This window comes from Spirobacillus cienkowskii, assembly GCF_037081835.1.
Taxonomy (GTDB): domain Bacteria; phylum Bdellovibrionota_B; class Oligoflexia; order Silvanigrellales; family Silvanigrellaceae; genus Silvanigrella; species Silvanigrella cienkowskii.
Map to the genome: position 1 here is coordinate 1,681,782 of NZ_CP146516.1, position 16,662 is coordinate 1,698,443.

Genomic DNA, 16,662 nt, shown 5'->3' on the forward strand with positions numbered 1-16,662 from the left:
AAAAAACTTTTATTAATAAGAAAAAATACAGACGATTATTACGATTCATTCATGTTTTGGTAAATAGAAAAGGTGAATTTTAGATTAGTTTTTATTGATAAAAAATTAAAAATAAGGAACCAAAAATTCGCGGTCGTGATCAAAAGAAACTTGTTAATTTGGCATTGCATATGAAGGTTGAAGCAATATTATCTGTATCCAATTTAATGTAGCGGAGTTATTACAAATGTAAAAAAAAGAGCGAAATAAGATATTGGATTTGAAACTCGAGAAGGAAAAGTTGATATTTTTTTAGTACGTGAATTTAGAAATAAAAGTGCGTTTAAATTTCCACAATATTATATAGATATTACTACATATTATAATGAAGCTATAATTAAAAATCACATCGATAATTTTTATTTTTATTCTTAGATAGGTAAGCTATATGCGATGTTTTTTATTTTAAGATAATTGGTAATTTTTTTATTTTTTATTTATATATTCTTCATTAATACCAGAATATTTAGCAAAATTTAGAACAGAAAATATTTCTTTATTTTGAGACGTTAGTAAAACTAAATTAGTTTTTAAAAAATTATCAATCTCAATATTAACTTTGTCTAAAAACAATAAATAAGACTCATAAGATTCAATCTGCTTTGCTTGAAAAAATATTGCAAAAATTGCTTTAATGTAATCGGTTATAATTTCATCTTCCATTTTTTCTGTTGAAGAGAATATTCGAGAAAAACTAAAACATGAACTTTTTTGAACATCAACTTTTTCTTTATTAAATTTTTTAACTTTATTTAAAAAGCTATTACATAACTCATTAAGAGCATACTGGGATTCAGCAATACCTTTAAGTTTTTCTTTATTAATACGCGAAATATGATACATAGACTCAAGGGGGTCTGACTTTCTTTTTAAAATAAAATAATCATAAACCAATGAATAAGGTTTATTACGGTAATTTTTTTCGAATTCTTCGAAATCATTACAAATATCTTTCCAAATATTTTGATAATTGCCAGAAATAGACTTTTCAAAATTGTAAGAAAATATTTTACTAAATAATTGAAATGGATTTAAATAAAAATTATCAATAATAGAGCTTGTAAAAATATTATTCCACAGTTTATTAATTACAAATACCACACCTAAACCATAACAAGCCACATTAAAATAAGACGATATTTTAGATATTAAGTTCATAATTTTTTTGTATTTATCTTTTGCAGAAACTGAAGTTGTTAAAAATAAAATTCCATCTATTGCGCTTAAAAACAAATAAAGACCAATATCAAGCTCAGTTGATTTTTGATTTAAATTTTTAAAAAAATTATCGATTATAGGAGAATGAGCGGCTATATTTCTAATTTGAGAAGAAAATGAAAAAGTACTGCCTAATGCAAGCATATTTTCTGTAATATCATCTTTTATACTTTTACTACCTTCAGAAATACCTTCAAGCTTTGACAAATCATCTACTCTTTCTTTTTCTGAGTATAGTGAGAGTTTAATTAAATTAAAGTAAACATCTGAGTAGTTATTTTTACATATCTCATATAAAATTTTTTGAATTTTTTTATCAACATAATTTTCATTATATTTTTGTTTATAATACCGTAAAAAAATCTTAAACTCAGAGCTTCCTCTAACAAGCGTTGCCATTTCAACAGTCAAAACTTTAAAAGAATTTAACTGAACCCGTAAAGTATTTTCTAAAATATTTCTCCTATTAAAGTAGCTTAAACATTTATAGTAATTTAACTTAATATGGTTCAATTTATTATCAACAATCTCATTTTTTTCATTCGTTTTAAAACTAGAAAAAATTCCTTTATTTGATATATAATCATTTTCTAAAATATTAATTTCTTGTTTTATTTTTGCATAATACTTAAAAGAATTACACAAATAAAAATTAAAATCTTCTATTTTACTATTAACTTTTCTTAATTGAAGTAAAATATCTTTTAGTTTTTTATAATCATATTTATCAACCAATAATTTTTCTTGGTTGAACTTATAGTAACTCGTATTTTTTAAAAAAACTTTATACAAATTTTTAAATAATAAAACACTTTGATCTAAAATAATAAAATTTTTATATGATTCTAAAGATACGACTTCTGGTAATACCGTTGCAGCACTTAAACCAGAAGTTACACCCATAAGCATAAAAGAAAAAATTATATTATGCAACCTAATAACATGAGACGCATAATAATTAAAAATCTCATCATCAGTTAAAGTTAAGTAAAAATCACTTCTATCAGCCACACTTCTATTATTACACTGCTTAACAATTTGAGAATTTAAATTTTCAAAAATTTCATCTAATTTATATTTATCAAAAATATTTTCTAAATCTTTTTTTATTTCTAACATTTCTGGATAATAAAATTTAAAACTTGCTTTTGGTAAATTTTTATTTTTATCATAAATGTTTTCCAAAATATTTTTTAAATAAATTAATTCTTCATACTCAATTGTAACTTTAGGAGTATCCTGCAAAGGCTTAAAGCCTAAACCATTTATTATGTTATCAAAATCTTTTCTTTTAACAAGATTAATATGGTTTTCAATAACTCTGTAATTAAGAGAGTTTTTTTGTTTAGTATTTGCTATGTTACCAAATTTTTTGTGTAACTCACTTAAGATATTATCTAAACTAAATTTTAATTGCAAAAAATCATCAATTTTTATACTTATTTCATAAGAGTCATTTTTAGGTTTGTAACCTAATTTGGCAAATTTTTGCAATTCTTCAGGTAAAATAATTACCCTTGATTTCTCCATTGTATTTGGTTTATAACCATCTAATACTTCTCTTACCTTAGCAAACGAGAATTCAAATTTTTCAAGAAAATTTATTGTTGACTGATTTGTTCCAATGATTGTTAAAATTTTTTTTGTATTTTTTTTATTATACCAGATATTAACTAAAATATTATGTTTTTTTAAATTATTTAATATCAGGTTATTTTGATTTCGATGAAACTCTGCACGCTCAAAATACCAAAGGCTCTCTAAATAGTTAATACAAATTTTAACTAAAATTTTATAATACTCATTGATATCTGGGTAATTAATTTTTGCTTCATCAATAAGGTCTTGCTTGTTATACTTTTTTATAAGCTTTGCTGTCGTATTTTCACCCAAATCTAAACAACCATTATTTGTATTCATTTGACAACACCATATTTATATAAATTTATTAATTTTAAATAAATTATCAAAATAAAGAAAGAAAAAAGACTACCAAAAACAGAATAGTTGATTACCAAAAATTTTTCAAATGAAATTTTTAATTACTTACCAATACAAAATGTCGAAAAGATTTTTTCATATACTTGGTCTATATTAATTTCTCCCACAATTTCCTGAATGGATTGTCTTGCAAAATTAATAACAGACGAAATTTTTTCGGGAAAATCATGTTTATTTATGAGATTTTCGGCTTCTTGCAAATATTGGATAGCATGCAAAACTTTATCTCTTTGTCTGGCTGAAATCAGGGTAGGATTCTCTCCTTTGGCAAGAAATCCGGTCAAACTTTGATGCAAGTCAACAAGATAACGCGATAAGTTTTCTGTTTCTATTTCAGAAATTATCACAAATTTTTTAGTAATGGCTTTACTATCTAAGGTAGGAATATTGAGTTGATTAAACAACTGCGCTTCATCTTGTAGGATTTTTTGTATGATATCATTCGAAAATAAATCTTTTTTACTTAAAATAACAAGAACTTTTTGCTGCGATGCTATAGTTAAATTTTGTAATAATTCGTTAATTTGATCAAAAATAAATTTTGTGACGGTTTCACTTGAGCATTGATGCACATCAATAACTAAACAAATAATATCTGACTGCCCTAAAGTTTGAATACTTCGTTGCACACCAATTTTTTCGACAACATCTACCGTATCACGTATTCCTGCAGTATCAATCAATACAAAATCTTTGCCATCAATAATCAACCTATCTTCTAAAACATCTCGAGTCGTGCCAGGTATATGAGTGACAATAGCACGTTCGGAGCGTAACAACGCATTATACAAACTTGACTTACCCGCATTTGGCTTGCCAATTAATGCCACTTTAACACCTTCACGCAACTTTATACCGCTCGAGTAAGTATTGAGTAAAAGCAACAGTCTTTCCATCGATTGTTGCATCTGAGGTCGCAAAGAACTGGGCTCGTAATCGCCAACTTCATCGGGCGCAAAATCAATGTGTGCTTCTAAGTAAGAAAGTATTCCAATAAGTTGTTCACGAATGAGCTCTGTTTCCTGTGTTAACACCCCAGCAACAGCTTGCCGTGCTAACGTTACACCACCAAAGGTTTCGGCATGAATCAGTTGATTTATCCCCTCGGCTTGCACCAAATCGAGTTTGCCATTTAAAACAGCTCGTTGCGTAAATTCTCCAGGTTGCGCATCGCGCATACCGAGCTGTCGTAAAAAACTATGTAGCTTTGCAGAAATCAATGGGTTTCCGTGCACAGACACTTCGAGTACATCTTCTCCCGTATAGCTTTTAGGGGCGGGGAAAAAAGTTACCACAACATCATCAATCACTTCCCCTTGCTGATTTTTAAAATAAACATAACGAGTTATTGGAACACCATTTGTTTTTAATAACAAATCTGCAAACGGAACTGCTCTCGAACTGTTTGGCACGCATAAGTAGGGAGATAAGACACTCAAAAGATTTTGGCCAGAAATACGGTGCACATGAATTGCGCTGCGCACCGGAGGTGAAGCAAGAGCAAAAATACTATCAAATTGTGAATTCAAAAACTTAATCCTTTTTAATGACCTATTGCATCACTCTTCTTTATCTAAAGCAGAACGATCACTGCCAGAAATTGTATGTGAATGAATATCTTTTTCATACCCACTTTTGCTCTTTGAAAATGCACCAACTCTTTTGGGGTCGGCATTCTTTTCATGCGACATTTCGTGAGGACGTTTTTTATAATTTTTTTTGTGAAACTTTGCGGGAGCCGCATTTGGCTCCGCAACATTGTCTTGATTAAACTTTTTTGGCGCCGCTCTGTGCACAGAAGAATTTTTTTTATGACCTGAAGACGCATAACGCTTTTCTGTCGCATAAATTACCAAACGTCGTTTATCACCACTTCCAACGCTGCGGGTTGCAACACCCATCACTCCATCTAAAGCAAGATGAATCACTCTACGCTCTTGACTGCTCTTTGAAGACAAAATCACACTTTTTCCAGTTTTCTTAACTTTTTCTGCAAGTGATTTGGCCATCAATATCAGACGCTCTTCACGTTTTTCAGCAGAAATTCCTGCATCCAATTCAATGCGCGACGACACATCGCCAAGCTTTTTTTGTGCAATACGTTTAAAAACATGTTCAAATGCCAAAGAAAGCTTATCGCTTTTGCTTAAATATTTTTCAATTCGAGCATCCGAAACACAAACACGCACTTCATTTTCTTTTTGTTGATAAACAATATCAACCGTTTCTTGAGAAATGTCATAAGCAGAAAAAAAGAGTTGTTGATATGTTGTAAACAACGCTTCAACGTCTTTATCGGCATACGTTAAAATCAAACGATTTGTTGCATTGCTAGACTCTGCATGTTCGCTACCTAAAAAGGTTTTAGAATTGCCGCCAAAAGGAGACAAATTGGGTTTTGAAGGAGTCACTTTGCCTAATGTTTGACGGACAACTTCTCGCGCAGCTGCTTGAAGATCAGTTTTTGCGGTTTCAACCCAAGCTTCAATGCGAATTGAACGATTAAAAATTCGAGATAATAAACCTCCAGAAGGTTGTTGCAGAACATTATAGCAAACTAAATCTTTCTCAATTGCAAAATCTCTAGCAGCCTTATCAAGCGCTTCTTCTAGAGTTTTTCCTGTGTATTGCTTTTTGTTCATGAATACTCCATGAGTCGGATTATTTTAACACCTAAAACAATATATTTTAGGTACATATACAAAATTGAGATCGACTTTGCCAATCTCAATTTTAAGTTTACTTTATTTTAATCATGCTTTCTTATAATAACGTGTCAGGAAAACCTGCCTAATGATAGAAAGTAATGTATTGGTAATAATGTATAATGCCAATCCTGATGGATAAAAAATCATCAACACAGAAAACACAATAGGAATTATTTTCATCATTTTAGCCTGAGTGGGATCCATCGATGGCATTGGCATCATTTTTTGTGAAGCAATCATAAGAGCAGCCATAAGAACTGGCAATAAAAAATAAGGATCGTGTTGTGTTAAATCTTTAATCCAGAAATAAAATGGGGCTTGGCGCAATTCAAACGTGTGTCTAAAGCAAGAATCTAATGCAAAAAACACAGGAATTTGCGGCAACAATGGCAAACAACCACCTAAAGGATTGGCACCGCCTTTTGCCATTAATGCCATCATTTCTCGGCTTGCCATCTGTTTGTCGTCTTTATACTTTTCTTGAATTGCTTTCATTTCGGGTTGCAACTTTTGCATTTTTTGCCCCGAAGCAAACGCTTTGATATTTAGTGGCAAGAAAAGAATATTTAACATGATAGTTAAAATAATAATCGCAGTACCCCAATTTGCAACAATACTATGAATAAAAGACATCAAATGATACATTGGACGCGCAATAATTTTAAGAAATCCGTAATCAATTGTTTCGCTCAAATGATATTGGTCGTAATTTTTTAAAATGGTTTCGTTTTTAGGGCCAATATAAATTTTATAATTAAATTCTGTTGCTTGACCAGGGCTTAAATTTACGGGTTGTTTGACCCATGCCTCATACATTGTTTGATCAATCGCAGAATGCAGATCTTTGCGTAAATTATAGTCTGTACGAAGCGCTTCAAAACCAATTGGAGTTTGCGTTAATGGTATTACAGTATTCATCCAGTACAAAGAATCGGCTGTCATCCAACTAAAAAAGCTGCTTGATTCGCTTAATAACAATTCGTAGCTTGCTTTTTCTTCGAAAGGAGTTGTCTTACGGTTTACAGTGCCATCGGGTAACCGCACTGCAACAGAGTGGTATTGAGGCGGCACAGCCGAAAACATCCCAGAACCATGGTTGCGGTTGTCAGATGTTGCGCCAATTTCAAAATCAACACTTGTATTTTGAAATTGTTGCGAAATATTTTTAACAATGATTTGCAAATCACCGTCGTAACGATCGGGAGAAAATTTAAAAATTCTTGTAATTTCTAGTCCATTAGACCGCTGCACAATTTTAATAGCACCATCTGTGGTTTTCATGATTCCGGCAGGTTGATTGCGCAGATCAATCACATTTTTTGCACGCAAACGAAAGCCATAAGCCTTACAAATATTGTGATTTTCAATCACAGAAACTGGTGTAGAATCATTGTAAGCAATTTTCTCTCCAAGCATAAGATTATCACTGATACAGCCTCCAGTTGGCGTGAATGCCAAATCAATGCGATCGCTTTTTATAAAAAGATCATCAAGGTTTGCAACTTTTAATGGTTGTGGTGGCTGTTCTGCTGCACTTGCACCAAGCTCCAATGGTTTTTGCTTTGGAATGCCTGACGCTGCATCATTGTTGGCTAGATTTTGCGTACTAGAGCCCACAACACCCTGATCTGCCGTAGTAGTCGCATTCATTTGTTGTTGAATATAATAATTTTGTACCGCGACATACCCACCAAACAATACAAAAAGGCCTAACATAAAACCAATTGTTTCTTTTTTCACATTAATTCCCGTTCTTAATTTAGTTTAACGTCAAGGGAGATCAACCCCGCCTTGATGAAATGGATGGCACTTGCAAATTCTAATCGCTGTTTTACTGAGTCCTTTAGCTGCTCCATATTTTTGAAACACCTCTAGGCTATATTGAGAACAACTGGGATAGAATCGACAGCGTGCACCGAGTGCTGGAGAAATACACCTCTTATAGATCTTGATCAAGAATACAGCCACAAGAACAATTGCATTATCCAACTTTCTATGCATCTTCACGCTCATTTTGTAAAACTGTACAATTTGCTAGCACTTTTTGAATTGCGGTTTGCACAATTTCATAGAGATCCTCCCACTTTGCATCTAGCACATTTCTATTTGCCATAAATAACACTTGTATTTCAATACCTAATGGCAAAACTGCGTTTTTTAAATAGCAATGCAGTGCTGCCTTCAAACGACGGCGTGCACGATTTCGCTGAACTGCTCTTTTATGCACACCTTTTTTTGAAGCCACAATGGCAAACTGAAACAACGCGCGCGGATTGTGAGTTTTTTTTATAGACATATAGGTTAAAAAATAACGGGTTTTAAACTTTGTCGCAGAAGCATAAAATTCTGCAAAATTTTTGATTTTAGTTACAGAAAAAAAAGTTGAAGTTATCATTTATAAGTGTTGTCCTTTTTGGCACTAAAGTCACAATCTACGCACAATTCTCGGTATGCTATAAAAATAAACCATCTTTGAAAACCCCGAGGGAAATATGGTTGCGAGGGTCATCAGAGCATCTCTCAAGCACGTTGCCTACAGTCAAGTCAGGCTTAACTTAGTTAGACTTGGGATAGCAACCTATGTTTTGTTCTTTGTTATTTTGGCACGTGGGATCGAAGGGATAGGCAAACTCTCCAATATAATTGGAAAAGTCAGCGTTATCCGTTCTGGCCAAATGTTTCCTGCTGATAAAGATTTTATTCTTTACGAAACAGATGAGTTGGTGACTTACGAAAAAACTGCTGCAAAAATATTATTTCACGATGGCAGTAGTGTCATGGCATTTCAAAACGCTCATTTAAAATTGATTGAATATAAAATAAAACCTCGCTCACAAACAACTCAGGATGTAGAATCTGCCATTGATGTTATCAAAGGTAAAGTTAGATTTTTTGTTAAACCTCAAGAAGAAACAGAAAATAATGTTGGCAAAACAGATGCAAAATTTAAAACATCAAACTCTGTAATGGGAATTCGAGGCACCAGTGGTTTTATTGATGCTACCTTTGAAGGAAGTACACAAGTAATTGTCTTAACAGGAGTTGTTGAGGTTACAAGCTTGTCAGATCCCAGTAAATCCGTTTTTGTCCCAGCCAACCGATTTTCTGAAATTGTTGGAAACAAAGCGCCTAGCTTTCCCAAAGCGATTCCTCCAATGATTTTAAACCGATTAAACACTGATGCAACGACTTTAGATCCAAATGTTAAACGCGAAGAAGAAAAATATAAAAAAGGCAATAATAATGAAAACAAGCCTAGTAACGAATCGGGTTCCAATAATAATTCTTCTAAATATAAAGAATCTGCTGCAACAAATAGCGATATTAACGAACAAAAAAAACAAGTTTTTAATCCCGATGGGTCGAGTGCTGTTGTAAGTACAAATAATAGCTTAAATGAATTGCTTGTAAAACAAGGCAACCCTTCATTGCGACCAACAAGTTATGGCAACTACGAACCAATTAAAAAATCTCTAGAACAAACTACAAATTTATCAGACAAAATTAATAAACAAGTTGAAAATGTTGTGCAAACTGTAACAACGCCACAAATTCGATCGGTTAATATCATTGTCAATACACCAACTTTACCATGACAGGGTGACTATGAATGCAAGTAAAATTTTTAAAGATATCTATGCTCATTTAAAAATCATAGATAAAAGTCATAAAACAATTGAATTGTTAAATGCATCGATCAATTTAACTTCCCAAGAAGAAATCATTGCCCCTTTACAAAAAGAATTTTTAGTCATCGAACTTACCTACACGTATCTTCACTTTGGATTTAGTATTTTTTCAAACTCAAGTATTGAACTTTTAATAAAAGAAATGCATAGAGTATCTGGAACAAACCAAAAATTTATTAAAAACTGGTTAAATATCAGTAGTGATTTAATTTTACAAGAAATTTCTATTAACGAAAAAGAAACATTAATTGAGAGTAATATTCTTGAAGAAGTTTTTTCTCAAGAATTTGTTAAAAGAATTTTTTGTTCCGAGCAAGACGAGGATTATTTAACAGGAATGGGAATTTATCCATTTGATCTTATAGAAAAAATTAGAACAATTTCAAGAAATAAAATTGCAAAAATAACTTCTAAAGAAAATCAAATTTATGATGATACTATTTTAGAAAGTGAAGAATACTTTTTAGATGATTATCCTTTTATAAAAAAATCAATTTTTGAACATCTCAACCAACTCAACTCCGATCCTTTGTCTTTATTATCTTGGCGATTAGAATCATTTATTAATTTTATTCAACAAGATAATGGCATGATTTTTTTACTAAGAGAAATTAACAATAAAAAGAAAATAGACTCTAAAAAATTTATGGCAATTGTTTCTTTACTGGTTCCACATAGCGATGAACATGGAAATTTATTGCTACCCCATACTCCTATCTCGCCTTTACAAATTGCAAAACTTTTTTATCCTGAATTTAAATCTGATAAATTTCAAATTGATATTTTAAAAAACTGGATCCCCCTGCATAATGAACAAGAGATCAAATATGAAATAGAAAATATTTTAGAACTTGGAGTGAATTATGGTCTCTTTTTTAAGGTTCCCAACGGAAATAAAAAATTTTCTTATGGCTTAAGCGATAAAGGTTTAAAAATAATAAAACCATTTCATAATGTTCTTACAGATACTATTTTAAAAAACTCTATTGACCTTTCTCAGTAAGCAAACTAGCTTAAATAACCATATTTTTTCTTTGCCTTTTTGAAAGGTAGTTTTTCATGCCCCGTCCCGTTATTGATCATCATGAAACAAACGATTGTTATACAATTCGAGTAACAAAACCTAGCCTAAAATATATTGATTTCTTTTTAAAATTAAAATGTTCCGCAGAATTGGTTGCAACTGGTTTTTACCCAAACGGAAAAGAAATTTCTGAAACACAAGGTGCGTTTGAAGCAATACGCCATAAATTAAAACTTAATTACTTAGATAACTCTGTCGCAATAGTTGTTGTCGGCGATGGTTACAATCCCAGAACAGGCTATTATATCGCTTGCATGACCAATTGGCAGATCTTCTCAGTAGACCCTGCTATGACACGTGATTACAAAGACATTGTCGAAAAAATTAAAAAAAGAAATAATATTAAAATTTTTCCTCAACCCATCGAAGAGTGTGAGTTTGATATTTCACAATTTAAAACAGTTGTTTTATTGTTTGTGCATTCACACGCCAGTTTAAAAGCAAGTGTCAATTCACTTAAAAATAGTGAATCTGTTGCCATACATGCTGTTTCTATGCCTTGTTGTTTTGATGATGACCTTGGAATACCGTATAATTTAAAATTTGATGATCCCTTTGTGGTTTCTGTACATCGAACTCTATTTATTTACAAAAATATTTTACAGCATTTTTCTTAACACTATTCATCAAACGCTTTAGAAATTGCATCAATCACTCTATCTCTATCAATTTCTTTCTTGTTTGCACTATCTCCTCTGCTAGGCTCAGTATTTAATTCTCTTTGAAGCACTAAAAAAATTGTTGCATTCTTAGAAACTTTGATCGAAAAAATCATAAACCAAATCAAACCAAAAACAAAAAATAAAAAAACGTATTTTAATAATGTCGCCATAAATAAAAAATCTCCTCACTTATCATAGCGATATAAGTAGGAGATTTGGAGTCAAAATTTTGAACGAAACTAAGAAAAATAAAGTATTTGTTGAACTGAAAAAACTCAGTTTGCTCTACGACCTCTTTCTAAATCTTCTTGATGTCGCAGCGAATAAAGCGCCCAAGGTTGAATTTGTAAACGTTTAAAGCCAATAGGATCCCCGGTTCCTTCGCATAAACCATAGGTTCCATCATTTGCATCAATTTTTCTAATAGCTTTTTCAATTAAAGAAATTTTAGCTCTATTGGCCTCAGCGAGCTTTATGTTCACTTCTTGATCGGTTTCCACTGATGCAAGATCGGTTTCATCGGAGATATCATCACGACTAATTTCAAATGCTCCTTCATTCTTTCGTGCAATTTCCTTTGCATACAATTCATCCCGCAATTTAGAAAGAATTGCTTTTAGTTCAATAATCTCTGCACGAGTTAATTCTTGTGGTTGAGAAGGTGTTTTAGGCGGCATCGTATTTTGTTCTCCTACACAGCACTAATACCAAAATAACAATGGTATGACTTTATGGGATACAAATTAAAACCTCAAAGGATACATGAGATTTTTTAATTTGTGGGTATGATTTACCATACCGGGAAATTGACATACACTATATACTTACCAATAGTCTAGGGATAATACGCATACTCTCTTTCAAGAACAAAGCCAAGACTAAAAGGATTATAGTTTATGCCCGGCAATAACTTAGTACAAGGTATTCAAGAATGCTTAAATTTTATTGAAGGACAGTGGACACAACCTGCCGAGACATTAGGAGCTGTTATAAGCCCATTAACCGGCAAACCACTTGCAAAAACTTTTAGAAGTTCTAGTGCTTGTGTCAATAAAGCTGTTCTTGCCGCAAAATCAGCGCAGATGTCCTGGGCACAATGGAGCCTGCGCGAACGATCCACTATTTTTTATAAATTTAACATTTGGATAACTGAAAATTTACAAGAACTCATACAAACAATTAGCATGGAGTGTGGCAAACTTCCCGAAGAAGCGCGAGATGGATTGTATAAAGGAATGGAAATTATAGAGTTTGCCGCAAGTCTACAAAACCATGATATTATGGCAAAAATGCAAGTTTCTCGAGGTGTTTTTTGTGAGTTCCGGCGTGAGCCTCTCGGAGTTGTTGCTGGCATCACTCCATGCAACTTTCCAGCAATGGTTCCACTTTGGATGATTCCTATTGCAATTATGACTGGTAATAGTTTTATTTGGAAACCCTCAGAAAAAACTCCTATGACCTCTATTTTACTTTGTGAAGGCCTAAAATCTTGCGGATTACCCAACGGAATTTTAAGTGTTGTTCAAGGAGATAAAACCACTGTTGACGCACTGTGCGATCACAATGACATTCAAGCTATTGGGTTTGTTGGGTCTTCACCCGTTGCAAAATATGTTTATAGCCGCGCAACTCAAAATGGAAAAAGAGCCCTGACCCTTGGTGGTGCCAAAAACCATATCATTCTTATGCCCGATGCCCAGCCAGAAATTGCTGTCGATGGAATTATTGCCTCTTTTTCTGGCTGTGCCGGACAACGGTGTATGGCTGCAAGCGTCTTGCTGGCAGTTGGAGACACCAATAAAATTATTCACGAAATCGCAAAAAAAGCCGCAAATTTTAAAGCAAGGCAAAATATTGGAGCGATTATCACCAAACAATCACTCGAAAAGCTTGTTAACGCAATCGAAAAAGCCGTTGCAGAAGGGGCTCGGTTGCTGGTAGACGGGCGCAATCCAACAGTTGCCAAAGAATATTCTAACGGCAATTGGCTCTGCCCTACAATTCTAGATGAAATTTCACCAAATAGTTTTTGCGCTCAAGAAGAATTATTTGGCCCTATACTTTCTATAGTGCGCTGTCATGATATAGAGCATGCAATTAAAATTGAAAATCACAATCGTTATGGCAACGCAGCCTCTGTTTTTACATCACGAGGCGACATTGCTGAATATGTGACGAATCATGCCAAATCAGGAATGATTGGCATCAATATCGGAATCCCTGTTCCACGCGAACCCTTTTCTTTTGGAGGAATCAATGACTCTAAATTTGGGCATGGAGATATGACAGGACATTCTGGTGTCGATTTTTGGAGTTTAAAAAAGAAAGTTACAACAAAATGGTTTCAAACCCAAACAAAAAACTGGATGTCGTAATGCAAAAGGGAGGTGCGCAATATGGCACATTCAAGTCATGTTTTATTAACTTCGCATCCTGCTCGTATTTTTAAACTTGCAGCACCTTTAAACTGGGGAGATCCCGATCCTTTAATCCGTGGCCCCGTAGTGGCTTCTTTAACAAAAAGAGAACACAGAAATGCAATTGGAACCCATAGCGGCAGTTACTCTGTGTATCGTGCCTTGGCAAACGCTTCGGGCGCCCTAACCATGGAACATCGCCCTGATTTCACCAATACAGCACCTGTTGTCAATATTGGTTCCTATGCGGCATGGGGTGATCCCGAAAAAATTGTCAGTATTGATCCTTGGGGAGCAAAGGTTGGCGAAGTTTTTAAAAGCTTTTACGACAAAGGCTATGATATCCGCCCAAGCATTGCAATTACCAAAGCACACATTCATATGCCTGAAGTTTCGCAAGCCATAGAGCTTGGCAGACTTCCCATTGATGGTAAAATTGTTTTAAAAAACAAAGATGTTATTGTTACCAAAGTCGCTATTGAACCTGTTTGGTATTTGCCAGGCATTGCAAAACGTTTCAATATTTCTGAAGGCGACTTGCGCAGTGTGTTATTCGATCAAACTGGCGGCATGTTTCCAGAGCTCATTACCCGTAAAGATTTAAAATTACTTTTACCACCAATAGGAAGCACGTCTGTTTATATTTTTGGAGACGTTTCTTATATTGCCGATCCTACAAAACAACTTACAGTGCGTATTCATGACGAATGCAACGGTTCCGACGTATTTAGTTCTGATATTTGTACATGCAGACCTTATTTAACCCATGGTGTCGAAGAATCCATTCGTACCGCACAACAAGGAGGGTCTGGACTTGTGATTTATTTTCGCAAAGAAGGCCGTGCGCTTGGCGAAGTGACAAAATTTCTTGTGTATAATGCCCGCAAAAGACAAGAAGGTGGCGACAATGCGGCCACTTATTTTCATCGCACAGAATGTGTTGCAGGCGTGCAAGACATGCGTTTTCAACAGCTCATGCCCGATGTCTTGCATTGGCTTGGCATTCAACGCATCGATAACCTTGTTTCAATGAGTGACATGAAATACAACGCAATAGTCGAAAGCGGCATTAACGTTGTCCGTCGCATCTCTATTCCAGAAGAGTTGATTCCACCCGATGCACAAGTCGAAATGGAAGCCAAAAAAGCGGCCGGTTACTTTACAGAAGGCAAAACTAAAAATGTGTCTGAACTGAAAAAAGTGAAAGGACGCAAACTTGATGAGTAATTCAATACATAGTTTTAGTGGAGACATTCATGATATTGAATATGTTTTTTCTCCTCTCACAGTTCGTAAAAAAGCACAAGAAATTTTAAATTTGGCTTTGTCTGGAGACACTGACTTTTTGGTTCACACAGAAAAGTTAGAGGAGGTTTCTAAGTTTGTAACTTCTGTGACATTAGAAAATTATCCTACTTTAAATATTCCTTTTCATTCACGCTGGAATCATTTTAATGCAGGAAACATTAACAGACTCGATGAATTAAAATCTATGTTATCAACTTTAACAATAGTGCAAAGAGTTAAAGCAAAACTCGACCTCGTTATTTTAAGTGTTCTTATGGATGCAGGAGCTGGATCTCGCTGGCGCTATTTTGATAAAAATTCCCAAAAAGAATATTCTCGTTCTGAAGGTCTTGCAGTAGCCAGTTTACAAATGTTTTTATCGGGGGTATTTTCTTTACAAAAAGAAAACCCTTACCAGGTTCATGCCGAAAAACTCAAAACCTTAAAACTTGACGAATTGTCTACTGGTTTTCAAGTCACAGAAAAAAACATGTTGATAGGCTTAGAGGGGCGCCTAAAGTTATTGCATAACCTTGGTGAAGCCCTAGCAAAGGACCCTGAAATTTTTGGGTTAGAGCAGCCCCGTATTGGCAATATGCTCGATTTTTTTCAAGAAAAATTTCCGACAGCACATATTTCTGCAAGCCAAATTCTTCGCACAATTCAACAAGGACTTGGCGCAATTTGGCCAGGCCGCGCAACAATCAATATGGTGAATTTAGGGGATGTTTGGCCTTATGCGCCAATGGGAGACAGCATTCAAAGCTTAATTCCATTTCATAAACTCTCTCAATGGCTCTCGTGCTCGTTGTTTGAACCTCTTACAGAGGCAGGATTTACAATTTCACACATTGACGCCCTAACCGGACTCGCAGAATATCGCAATGGTGGCTTGATACTGGATTCGGGACTTGTTTCTTTAAAAAATACACAAAATTTTGAAACCATCCATCACCCTGGCTCTCCTCTGGTTATAGAATGGCGAGCGTTAACAATTGCATTACTCGATGAAATTGGCAAAAAAGTCACAGAGAAATTGGGAAAAACTCCTTCTGACTTTCCGCTCGCACGGGTTCTCGAAGGAGGCACATGGTGGGCCGGACGCCACATCGCCGCTAAATTGCGTAAGGATGGAAGTCCTCCATTAAAAATCGAAAGCGATGGAACAGTATTTTAAATTTTTAAGAGGAATGAAACTGTATGTTAAAAAAAATATCTTTTTTGTTTTTTATAGGTGTTTCTTTATTAGGGACAACATCATGCTTAAATGTTGGCGCACCGTTTTCGAGTGATGTCACCTGGATTAAAGCAGGATCCACATCAAAGCAAGATATTGAACGTGTGTTTGGACCCCCATTTCGAGTGGGTTATGACTCTGGCTTTAAAACATTTACTTATGGATACTATAAATATTCACTCTTTGCTGAAAGCCAGACCAAAGATTTGGTGATTCGCTTTAATGATAATAATATTGTGAGCAATTTCACATTTAGTAGCTCATTTATAGAAGATAAAAGCAAGCTAAAAAATCTATAAGCTTCTGCTAAAAAGAACGTA

At 34.0% G+C, this 16,662-nt stretch carries 15 protein-coding genes; 7 read left to right on the forward strand and 8 right to left on the reverse strand.

Annotated features, from left to right (window positions below; all coding sequences use genetic code 11):
- Nucleotides 1-465 precede the first annotated feature (465 nt).
- From Spiro2_RS07415 to Spiro2_RS07435, 6 genes are all read right to left on the reverse strand, one after another.
- Nucleotides 466-3,177 carry a hypothetical protein gene (locus Spiro2_RS07415; protein ID WP_338635054.1) on the reverse strand — a complete coding sequence of 904 codons (2,712 nt, stop codon included), beginning with the start codon at nt 3,175-3,177 and terminating at the stop codon, nt 466-468.
- A 122-nt stretch (nt 3,178-3,299) separates the two neighbouring features.
- Entirely contained in the window at nt 3,300-4,787 is a 1,488-nt protein-coding gene (mnmE, locus tag Spiro2_RS07420; RefSeq protein WP_338635055.1) for a tRNA uridine-5-carboxymethylaminomethyl(34) synthesis GTPase MnmE, read from the reverse strand.
- Between the two features lie 30 nt (nt 4,788-4,817).
- Nucleotides 4,818-5,900 (reverse strand): protein jag, encoded by a 1,083-nt coding sequence (locus tag Spiro2_RS07425; RefSeq protein WP_338635057.1) that lies wholly within the window; start codon nt 5,898-5,900, stop codon nt 4,818-4,820.
- A 111-nt stretch (nt 5,901-6,011) separates the two neighbouring features.
- Nucleotides 6,012-7,706: a membrane protein insertase YidC gene (gene yidC, locus Spiro2_RS07430; RefSeq protein ID WP_338635058.1), complete on the reverse strand. Its 1,695-nt coding sequence runs from the start codon at nt 7,704-7,706 to the stop codon at nt 6,012-6,014.
- A gap of 30 nt (nt 7,707-7,736) precedes the next feature.
- The gene (gene yidD, locus Spiro2_RS12755) at nt 7,737-7,979 is read right to left on the reverse strand and encodes a membrane protein insertion efficiency factor YidD (RefSeq protein ID WP_422397991.1); all 243 of its coding nucleotides are present in this window, start codon (nt 7,977-7,979) and stop codon (nt 7,737-7,739) included.
- Entirely contained in the window at nt 7,960-8,361 is a 402-nt protein-coding gene (locus Spiro2_RS07435; protein WP_338635059.1) for a ribonuclease P protein component, read from the reverse strand. Before Spiro2_RS07435 ends, yidD begins: the two co-directional genes overlap by 20 nt.
- Nucleotides 8,362-8,458: 97 nt before the next feature.
- Between Spiro2_RS07435 and Spiro2_RS07440 the strand changes: the two genes are divergently transcribed.
- The 3 genes from Spiro2_RS07440 to Spiro2_RS07450 are packed head-to-tail and all read left to right on the forward strand — an operon-like array spanning nt 8,459 to nt 11,356.
- Nucleotides 8,459-9,562, forward strand: a complete 1,104-nt coding sequence (locus Spiro2_RS07440; RefSeq protein WP_338635060.1) for a FecR family protein — start codon at nt 8,459-8,461, stop codon at nt 9,560-9,562.
- A gap of 10 nt (nt 9,563-9,572) precedes the next feature.
- Nucleotides 9,573-10,658, forward strand: coding sequence for a hypothetical protein (locus Spiro2_RS07445; RefSeq protein WP_338635061.1), 1,086 nt, complete (start codon nt 9,573-9,575; stop codon nt 10,656-10,658).
- A gap of 56 nt (nt 10,659-10,714) precedes the next feature.
- The gene (locus Spiro2_RS07450; protein WP_338635062.1) at nt 10,715-11,356 is read left to right on the forward strand and encodes a hypothetical protein; all 642 of its coding nucleotides are present in this window, start codon (nt 10,715-10,717) and stop codon (nt 11,354-11,356) included.
- Between the two features lie 2 nt (nt 11,357-11,358).
- On the opposite strand, the gene Spiro2_RS07455 is transcribed toward Spiro2_RS07450, so the two are convergent.
- Both Spiro2_RS07455 and Spiro2_RS07460 read right to left on the reverse strand, forming a co-directional pair.
- Nucleotides 11,359-11,571, reverse strand: a complete 213-nt coding sequence (locus Spiro2_RS07455; protein WP_338635063.1) for a hypothetical protein — start codon at nt 11,569-11,571, stop codon at nt 11,359-11,361.
- Nucleotides 11,572-11,676: 105 nt separating this feature from the next.
- Entirely contained in the window at nt 11,677-12,078 is a 402-nt protein-coding gene (locus Spiro2_RS07460; RefSeq protein WP_338635064.1) for a TraR/DksA family transcriptional regulator, read from the reverse strand.
- A gap of 219 nt (nt 12,079-12,297) precedes the next feature.
- Here Spiro2_RS07460 and mmsA point away from each other — a divergent pair, with 219 nt between their 5' ends.
- The 4 genes from mmsA to Spiro2_RS07480 are packed head-to-tail and all read left to right on the forward strand — an operon-like array spanning nt 12,298 to nt 16,641.
- Nucleotides 12,298-13,776 carry a CoA-acylating methylmalonate-semialdehyde dehydrogenase gene (mmsA, locus tag Spiro2_RS07465; protein WP_338635065.1) on the forward strand — a complete coding sequence of 493 codons (1,479 nt, stop codon included), beginning with the start codon at nt 12,298-12,300 and terminating at the stop codon, nt 13,774-13,776.
- A gap of 21 nt (nt 13,777-13,797) precedes the next feature.
- Nucleotides 13,798-15,045, forward strand: a complete 1,248-nt coding sequence (locus Spiro2_RS07470; RefSeq protein WP_338635066.1) for a GTP cyclohydrolase II — start codon at nt 13,798-13,800, stop codon at nt 15,043-15,045.
- Nucleotides 15,038-16,282, forward strand: coding sequence for a DUF1688 family protein (locus Spiro2_RS07475; protein ID WP_338635068.1), 1,245 nt, complete (start codon nt 15,038-15,040; stop codon nt 16,280-16,282). The genes Spiro2_RS07470 and Spiro2_RS07475 overlap by 8 nt, the downstream gene beginning before the upstream one ends.
- 23 nt (nt 16,283-16,305) lie before the next feature.
- Nucleotides 16,306-16,641, forward strand: a complete 336-nt coding sequence (locus Spiro2_RS07480; protein WP_338635069.1) for a hypothetical protein — start codon at nt 16,306-16,308, stop codon at nt 16,639-16,641.
- The last annotated feature ends 21 nt before the right edge of the window (nt 16,642-16,662 follow it).

Excerpts from the sequence above, each read along its gene's own strand:
- Spiro2_RS07415 (WP_338635054.1), bottom strand. The coding sequence starts at position 3,177 with ATGAATACAAATAATGGTTGTTTAGATTTGGGTGAAAATACGACAGCA.
- Spiro2_RS07425 (WP_338635057.1), bottom strand. The coding sequence starts at position 5,900 with ATGAACAAAAAGCAATACACAGGAAAAACTCTAGAAGAAGCGCTTGAT.
- yidD (WP_422397991.1), bottom strand. The coding sequence starts at position 7,979 with ATGAGCGTGAAGATGCATAGAAAGTTGGATAATGCAATTGTTCTTGTG.
- Spiro2_RS07435 (WP_338635059.1), bottom strand. The coding sequence starts at position 8,361 with ATGATAACTTCAACTTTTTTTTCTGTAACTAAAATCAAAAATTTTGCA.
- Spiro2_RS07440 (WP_338635060.1), top strand. The coding sequence starts at position 8,459 with ATGGTTGCGAGGGTCATCAGAGCATCTCTCAAGCACGTTGCCTACAGT.
- Spiro2_RS07445 (WP_338635061.1), top strand. The coding sequence starts at position 9,573 with ATGAATGCAAGTAAAATTTTTAAAGATATCTATGCTCATTTAAAAATC.
- Spiro2_RS07450 (WP_338635062.1), top strand. The coding sequence starts at position 10,715 with ATGCCCCGTCCCGTTATTGATCATCATGAAACAAACGATTGTTATACA.
- Spiro2_RS07455 (WP_338635063.1), bottom strand. The coding sequence starts at position 11,571 with ATGGCGACATTATTAAAATACGTTTTTTTATTTTTTGTTTTTGGTTTG.
- Spiro2_RS07460 (WP_338635064.1), bottom strand. The coding sequence starts at position 12,078 with ATGCCGCCTAAAACACCTTCTCAACCACAAGAATTAACTCGTGCAGAG.
- mmsA (WP_338635065.1), top strand. The coding sequence starts at position 12,298 with ATGCCCGGCAATAACTTAGTACAAGGTATTCAAGAATGCTTAAATTTT.
- Spiro2_RS07470 (WP_338635066.1), top strand. The coding sequence starts at position 13,798 with ATGGCACATTCAAGTCATGTTTTATTAACTTCGCATCCTGCTCGTATT.
- Spiro2_RS07475 (WP_338635068.1), top strand. The coding sequence starts at position 15,038 with ATGAGTAATTCAATACATAGTTTTAGTGGAGACATTCATGATATTGAA.
- Spiro2_RS07480 (WP_338635069.1), top strand. The coding sequence starts at position 16,306 with ATGTTAAAAAAAATATCTTTTTTGTTTTTTATAGGTGTTTCTTTATTA.